General features: G+C 70.0%; 5 protein-coding genes. 1 reads left to right on the top strand and 4 read right to left on the bottom strand.

Features of this window, described 5'->3' with window-relative positions; translation table 11 throughout:
- Nucleotides 1-17: 17 nt before the first annotated feature.
- A complete protein-coding gene (locus STRAU_RS16060; RefSeq protein ID WP_016641385.1) occupies nt 18-704 on the bottom strand; it encodes an ABC transporter ATP-binding protein in 687 nt (228 codons plus the stop codon).
- Nucleotides 701-1,228: a PadR family transcriptional regulator gene (locus STRAU_RS16055; RefSeq protein ID WP_016641384.1), complete on the bottom strand. Its 528-nt coding sequence runs from the start codon at nt 1,226-1,228 to the stop codon at nt 701-703. Before STRAU_RS16055 ends, STRAU_RS16060 begins: the two co-directional genes overlap by 4 nt.
- A 296-nt stretch (nt 1,229-1,524) precedes the next feature.
- Between STRAU_RS16055 and STRAU_RS16050 the strand changes: the two genes are divergently transcribed.
- Nucleotides 1,525-4,002 carry a transglycosylase domain-containing protein gene (locus STRAU_RS16050; protein ID WP_016641383.1) on the top strand — a complete coding sequence of 826 codons (2,478 nt, stop codon included), beginning with the start codon at nt 1,525-1,527 and terminating at the stop codon, nt 4,000-4,002.
- Nucleotides 4,003-4,060: 58 nt separating this feature from the next.
- Here the strand turns inward: STRAU_RS16050 and STRAU_RS16045 are convergent, their stop codons facing one another.
- Both STRAU_RS16045 and STRAU_RS16040 read right to left on the bottom strand, forming a co-directional pair.
- Nucleotides 4,061-5,551 (bottom strand): catalase, encoded by a 1,491-nt coding sequence (locus tag STRAU_RS16045; protein WP_397892071.1) that lies wholly within the window; start codon nt 5,549-5,551, stop codon nt 4,061-4,063.
- A 108-nt stretch (nt 5,552-5,659) separates the two neighbouring features.
- Nucleotides 5,660-7,316 (bottom strand): ATP-binding SpoIIE family protein phosphatase (locus tag STRAU_RS16040; RefSeq protein WP_037659799.1); only part of this gene is annotated, 1,657 nt, incomplete at its 5' end.

Below are 7,316 nucleotides of genomic sequence, written 5' to 3'. Positions count from 1 at the left end.
CTTCGTACGGGTCGTGCTCATACCAGCCGCTCCATGTCCCGTGACTTGCCGTCGCGTACGACGATCTCGCGGTCGGAGTAGGCGGCGACCCGGGTCTCGTGGGTGACGAGGACGACGGCGGCGTTGGTGGAGCGGGCGGCGTCGGTCAACAGCTCCATCACCCGCTCGCCGTTGAGGGAGTCGAGGGCTCCGGTGGGCTCGTCCGCGAACAGCACGCGCGGGTTGGTGACCAGGGCGCGGGCCACCGCGACGCGCTGGCCCTGGCCGCCCGAGGCCTGGCCGGGACGCTTGTCGCGTACGTCGTCGACCTCCAGGCGCTCCATCCAGGTCAGGGCGGTCCGCTCGGCGTCCCGGCGCTTGGTGCCGTTGAGGCGCAGCGGCAGCGCGACGTTCTCCAGGCACGTCAGCTCCGGGACCAGCTGGCCGAACTGGAACACGAACCCGAACTCGCTGCGGCGCAGCGCGCTCAGCGCGGTGTCGCTCATGCCCGTCAGCTGCTGCCCGTTGTACGTGATCTCGCCCGCGTCGGGGCGCACGATGCCGGCGAGGCAGTGCAGGAGCGTGGACTTGCCGGAGCCGGAGGGGCCCATCACGGCGACGATCTCGCCCGGGTGTATGGAGAACTCGGCGCCGTCGAGCGCGGTGGTGGGGCCGTACGTCTTGCGCAGTCCGTCGGCGGTCAGCAGGGAACCCGCGGGAGTCATCCGGGGAGCACCTCCTTGGCGAGCTTGCCCAGACGCGCGGAGGTGAGCTCCAGCCAGCGCAGGTCGGCCTCGAGATGGAACAGGGCGTGGTCGCAGATGAGCTGATCGGCGAGATCGCCCTTCCGCTTGCGGTCGGTGAGGATCCGCATCAGGCGCAGATGTTCGGCGCGCTGGGTGTCGAGGATGTCGGCGGCGTCGCGGTGGGTGAGCAGCGCGAGGACGACCTTGGTGTAGAGCGTCGACTGGAGGTACGGCTCCGGCTTCTCCGGGGTCGCCAGCCACCGCTGGACATCGGTGATGCCCGCCTCGGTGATGGCGTACCGCTTGCGCTCGGGACCGCCGCCCGCCTCTATCCCGTCGACCTCGACGAGGCCGTTCTTCAGGAGCCGGGACATGGTCGAGTAGACCTGGCCGTAGTGCAGCGGCTTGTCGTGCCCGAACTTCTCGTCGAAGGCGCGCTTGAGGTCGTAGCCGTGGCGTGGCCCGGACTCCAGGAGCCCGAGAAGGGTGTGACCGATGGACATGCGGAGCACTATACACACCACGTATACGCCCTATGTATACGCGCAGTGTGTAGGTCGGTCGCGGGAGGTCCCTGAGTCGTGTGTTCGGGGCGCGGGCAACCGTCCGTGGCTCTGGTGAGTCGATTTGGGTGGGACAGCACTGGTTCCCCAGTGATGGGTGCTGATTGTCACGTCCGGAAAAGGCCGGATCGTGGGGAGTTTGTCCCCGGGCGCGGTGTTAGCTTCGTGAGCTGACCTGAGTTGCCACGGGTGGCGAGACGTACGAAGACGACGAGACGAGCGGAGCAGTCACAGTCATGGGCCGAGCGGAAGAGCGAAAAGCGCGGCAGCGCGGTGCGCGCCGGGCAGCGCGCGGCCGCCCGTCCGGCGGCGCCCCGGCCACCGGCAGTCCGTCGGTCGGGGGCCCTTCCGCCGAGGGGTCCGCTTCCGCGGAGGGCGCGGCGGGCGGCGAACCGGTCGGCATAGGCCCCGCCGGTGAGGGTTCCGGCGGCCGCGCGTCCCGTCGCGGCCGCACCGCCAAGCCCAAGCGCACCGGCATCCGCCGCTTCTTCACCTGGAAGAAGCTGCTCGGCTATTTCTTCGGCTTCATCCTGCTCGGCATGCTCGGCTTCGTGGTGCTGTATCTGGTCGTGGACATCCCCAAGGGAAACGCCGCGGCGAGGCTGCAGAGCAACGTCTACAAGTACAGCGACGGCACGCTGCTGGCCCGCCAGGGCAAGATGAACCGCGAGATCGTCGACCTCGACAAGGTGCCGAAGAAGGTCCAGCGCACCTTCGTCGCCGCGGAGAACAAGTCCTTCTACAAGGACTCGGGCGTGGACCTGAAGGGCACCGCCCGCGGTGTCCTCAACACCCTTGCGGGCAAGGGCAAGCAGGGCGGCTCCACGATCACCCAGCAGTACGTGAAGAACTACTACCTGACGCAGGACCAGACCGTCTCGCGCAAGCTGAAGGAACTGGTCATCTCGCTGAAGGTGGACCGCGAGAAGAGCAAGGACGACATCCTCGCGGGCTACATCAACACCAGCTACTACGGCCGCGACGCCTACGGCATCCAGGCCGCCGCGCAGGCGTACTACGGCGTGGACGCCGAGAAGCTGAACGTCGCCCAGGGGGCCTACCTGGCCTCCCTCCTCCAGGCCCCGAGCTCCTACGACTGGACGAACGCCACGCCCACCGGCAAGAAGCTGGTCAAGGAGCGCTGGAACTACGTCCTGAACAACATGGTCGAGGAGGGCTGGCTGCCCGCCGACGAGCGCGACGGCCTGAAGTTCCCGGTGCCGCACACGCCGAAGCCGCGGCCCGAGATGAAGGGCCAGACCGGCTATCTGGTGGAGGCCGCCAACGCGGTGCTCCAGCAGCGCCTGGTCAAGCAGGGCTACACCAAGTCCGAGGCGGAGGCGCAGGTCAGGGCCGGCGGTTACACGGTCACACTGAACATCGACCGCAAGAAGCAGCGCGAGCTGGAGAAGTCGGTCGACAAGAAGCTCAACGACCGGCTGAAGCCGGGCAAGCGGAAGGCGGACGCGCGGGTGCAGGCCGGCGCGGTGTCCGTCGACCCGAAGAGCGGCGGAATCGTCGCCATGTACGGCGGCCGCGGCTACACCGAGCACTACACGAACAACGCGACCCGCACCGACTACCAGCCCGCCTCCACCTTCAAGCCGCTGATCCTCGCCGCCGCCCTGGAGGAGGGCGCCACGACGCAGAGCGGCAAGCCGATCACCGCGAACACGATCTACAGCGGCCGCAGCAAGCGCCCGGTCGTGGGCAGCGACGTCGGCTTCGCGCCGCCCAACGAGGACAACGTCTCCTACGGCCCGGTCACCGTCCAGACCGCCATGAACAAGTCCATCAACTCCGTCTTCGCGCAGATGGGCGTGGACGTGAAGATGGACAAGGTCCTGGAGACCGCGGGCAAGCTGGGCATGGACACCGAGAAGCTGCCCGCCGTGCCCGCGCAGACCCTCGGCTCGATGGGCGCGAGCCCGCTGGAGATGGCGGGCGTGTACGCGACGCTCGACAACCACGGCAAGAAGGTCACGCCGCAGCTGGTGAAGTCCGTCGAGCACAAGGACCGCTCCATCGACCTGCCGGACGCGATCGGCGAGCGGGTCATCAGCCGGGGCGCCGCGGACTCGGTCACCTCCGTGCTGACCGGCGTGGTCGACGACGGCACGGCCAAGCGGTCGGTGCGCGACGCGTCCAACCGCAAGGGCCAGCAGGTCGCGGGCAAGACCGGTACGTCCGACGACAACAAGTCGGCCTGGTTCGTGGGCTATACGCCGAAGCTGGTCACGTCCGTCGGCCTGTTCGGCGAGCTGCCCGAGGACGAGGGGAAGCTCAAGCGCGGCGCGCAGGTGTCCATGAAGGGCGCGGGCGGCATGAAGCGCGTCGCCGGCGGCAGCTTCCCGGCGGAGATCTGGGCGGCGTACACGTTCAACTCGATGGGCTCGCGCACGAAGTTCAACCTCGACACGGACATGGGCGTCGGCGTCGCCCCGCCGCCCGAGCCGACGACGCAGGCGCCCCAGACCCCGACGGCCCCGCCCACCACGCCGGACGACGACGATGAGCCGTCGACCAAGCCGCCCACGACCAAGCCCCCGACGACGAAGCCGCCGACCACCCCGACGACGAAGCCGCCGACCACGCCGCCGCCGACGGACCCGACGACGACCCCGCCGACGACGCCCCCGCCGACGTGGGGGATCCCGGATCCTCCGGATGACGACGACCGGGCGGATCGGTCGGACCGGGACAGGTCGGACTGACGGCACGGAAGGCGCCCCGGAACCGAGAGGTTCCGGGGCGCCTTCCGTACGTAGGGGCCTACTTCCCGGCGCCGTTGACCCGGGCCGCGACCTTGTCGCCCAGTGCCTTGTCGACGTTGCGCCAGTACTGCAGCGCGCGGTCCAGGACCGGACGGGAGACGCCGTCGAGCAGGTGGCCGCTGATGTTCGACACCAGGCGCTCGCGCGCCGCGTCGTCGAGCACCTGCCGCACCTGCGTGCCGGCCTGGCCGAAGTCGTCGTCCTCGCGGTGCGGCTTGTACGCCTCGCGCACCATCTCGCCGGCCGTCTGCCAGCCCGCCGGGTCGACGGACTCCTGGACGGGGGCGGACGGGCCGCCGTACGAGTTGGGCGCGTACGGGCGGGCGATGTTGGCCGGTTCGTACCGCATCGGGCCGTCCTTCGCGTACGAGTTGACGGCCGAGTGCGCGCGGTTCGGCGGCAGCTGGGCGTAGTTGGGGCCGATCCGGTAGCGGTGGGTGTCGGGGTACGAGAACAGCCGACCGAGCAGCATCTTGTCCGGGGACGGGCCGATGCCGGGCACCATGTTGGAGGGCTCGAACGCGGCCTGCTCGATGTGGACGAAGAAATCCTCGGGGTTCTTGTTGAGCGTCATCCGGCCGACGTCGATGAGCGGGTAGTCGCCGTGCGGCCACACCTTCGTCAGGTCGAACGGGTTGAAGCGGTAGTCCGGGGCGTCGTCGAACGGCATGACCTGGACCTTGAGCGTCCAGCTCGGGTGGTCGCCGCGCTTGATCGACTCGAACAGGTCCCTGCGGTGCAGGTCGCCGTCCGACCCGGCCAGCTCGTCCGCCTCGTCCTGGGTCAGGAAGTCGATGCCCTGGTCGGTCTTGAAGTGGTACTTCACCCAGAACTTCTCGCCGCCGGCGTTGATCCACATATAGGTGTGGGACGAGTACCCGTTCATGTTGCGGTACGTCTTCGGGATGCCGCGGTCGCCCATCAGCCACGTCACCATGTGCGCGGACTCCGGGGACAGCGTCCAGAAGTCCCACTGCATGTCGTGGTCGCGCACCGCGCTGTCCAGGGTGCGCTTCTGGGAGCGGATGAAGTCCTGGAACTTGATCGGGTCACGGACGAAGAAGATGGGGGTGTTGTTGCCCACCATGTCGTAGTTGCCGTGTTCCGTGTAGAACTTCAGCGCGAACCCGCGCGGGTCGCGCCAGGTGTCGGGCGAGCCCTGCTCACCGGCGACGGTGGAGAAGCGGGCGAGCATCTCGGTGCGCCTGCCGGGCTGGAACAGATCGGCCTTGGTGAACTGGCTGACGTCGTTGGTGACTTCGAAGATGCCGTACGCGCCACTGCCCTTGGCGTGCACGACCCGCTCGGGGACCCGTTCGCGGTTGAACTGGGCCATCTTCTCGATCAGATAGTGATCCTGGAGAAGAACGGGGCCGTTGGAGCCGACGGTCAGCGAGTGCTCATCGCTCTCCACCGGTACGCCGGCGTTGTTCGTGGTCTGCGGCACCTGTCGGGATGCGTCGGTCACGAGCGTCCTCCCGTCATGCATGAGGGTTGTGTCAGGTCGCTTCGTTCACCACGCCAGTCAACTCCGCCGACGAAGTGTCGGCAACATTTGGACGGGGTCCAATTTCAGCCCGGATCCGGACAAGTATCGTCAGCCGTTCTGATTCAGCTCGAACCAGACCACCTTCCCGGTGCTCAGGCGGGTGGCACCCCACCGCCGCGCCAGCCTGTTGACCAGGTAGAGCCCGCGTCCGCCCTCGTCCGTGGCGCGCGCCTGGCGCAGCCGCGGCAGCTGCGGCACGTCGTCACCGACCTCGCAGCGCAGCACGTCCGTACGCAGCAGACGCAGCGTGATGGGCCGCGTCGCGTACCGCACGGCGTTGGTGACGACCTCGCTGACGAGCAGCTCGACCGCGTCGTTCAGGTCGGTCAGGCCCCAGCGCTCCAGGGCGCTGCGGGCGAGCCTGCGGGCCCGCGCCGGGGTGGCGTCCTCCGGCTCCAGGAACCAGTACGCCACGTCGCTCGGCGCGATCCCGTCGAAGCGGGCGGCGAGCAGCGCGATGTCGTCGTCGCGGTCGCCGGGGCCGAGCATGTCGAGGACCTCGTCGCACAGGGCCTCAAGGGGCGGCGGATGGTCCGGCCCGGTGAGCTGGGCGGTGGCGGCGAGCCGCTCGCGCAGCTGCTCTATCCCGGTCCAGACGTCGCGAAGGCGGGACTCCACCAGGCCGTCCGTGTAGAGGAGCAGCGTGGCGCCCGCCGGGGCGTCCAGCTCGACGGCCTCGAAGTCGACGCCGCCGACGCCGATGGGCGCGCCCGGCGGTACGCGCAGGACCTCCGCCCGGCCGCCCAGGTGCAGCAGGACCGGCGGCGGGTGGCCCGCGTTGGCGATGGTGATGCGGTGCGACACGGGGTCGTACACCGCGTACAGGCAGGTGGCCATGCGGTCCGAGCCGAGGCGCTGGGCCTGCTCGTCGAGGTGGTGCAGGACCTCCTGGGGCGGCAGGTCGAGCCCGGCGAGGGTCTGCGCGGTGGTGCGGAGCTGCCCCATGATCGCGGCGGACGTCATCGAGTGCCCCATGACGTCACCGACGACGAGCGCGACCCGGCTGCCGGGCAGCGGGATCGCGTCGTACCAGTCGCCGCCGACGCGGGCGGTCTCGGCGGCCGGGAGGTAGCGCGAGGCCAGGCGCACGCCGGTGGCGCGCGGCAGGGTCTCGGGCAGCATCGTGCGCTGCAGCTCGTCCGCGATGTACGCCTCGCGGCCGTACAGGACGGCCTTGTCGATGCCGAGCGCGCTGTGCGTGGCGAGCTGGGCGGCCACAAGGAGGTCGTCGGCCTCGAAGGCGTGCCGGTCGGGGCGGCGCAGGAAGACCGCCGCGCCGATCACCCGGCGGCGGCCGCGCAGCGGCGCCAGGATCGCCCGCTGCCCGCCGGGCACCGTGCGCCCCTCGCCGAGCAGCTCCGGCAGCGCGCCGAGCGCCGCCGCGGCGTCCGCGAAGACGGGGCGCACGCCGCGCAGCACCTCGGCGAGCGCGCTGCCGACGCGCACCTCGCACATCTCGGCCGCCGACGACAGGTCGGACTGCACCTGGAGGGCGGGCAGCGTGCCGCCGTCGGTGTCCTGGTCCTCGGGGATGCGGTCGGTGCGGCGCAGGCGAAGCAGCAGCGGCCCCGCGGGGCGCTCGTCGCCGACCGGCAGCGGGTCGCGCAGATAGACGAGGATCGCGTCCGAGAACGTCGGCACCGTGGCCCGGCACAGGCCCATCACGATCTCGTCGAGGTCGATGCCGCGGGCGAGCGCGGTGGGC

The sequence above is a fragment of the Streptomyces aurantiacus JA 4570 genome (assembly GCF_000414115.1).
Classification (GTDB): Bacteria; Actinomycetota; Actinomycetes; order Streptomycetales; family Streptomycetaceae; genus Streptomyces; species Streptomyces aurantiacus_A.
This window is presented reverse-complemented; position numbering and strand designations above follow the sequence as displayed.

Coding starts and splice junctions, on each gene's coding strand:
- STRAU_RS16060 (WP_016641385.1), bottom strand. CDS start 704: ATGACTCCCGCGGGTTCCCTGCTGACCGCCGACGGACTGCGCAAGACG.
- STRAU_RS16055 (WP_016641384.1), bottom strand. CDS start 1,228: ATGTCCATCGGTCACACCCTTCTCGGGCTCCTGGAGTCCGGGCCACGC.
- STRAU_RS16050 (WP_016641383.1), top strand. CDS start 1,525: ATGGGCCGAGCGGAAGAGCGAAAAGCGCGGCAGCGCGGTGCGCGCCGG.
- STRAU_RS16045 (WP_397892071.1), bottom strand. CDS start 5,551: ATGCATGACGGGAGGACGCTCGTGACCGACGCATCCCGACAGGTGCCG.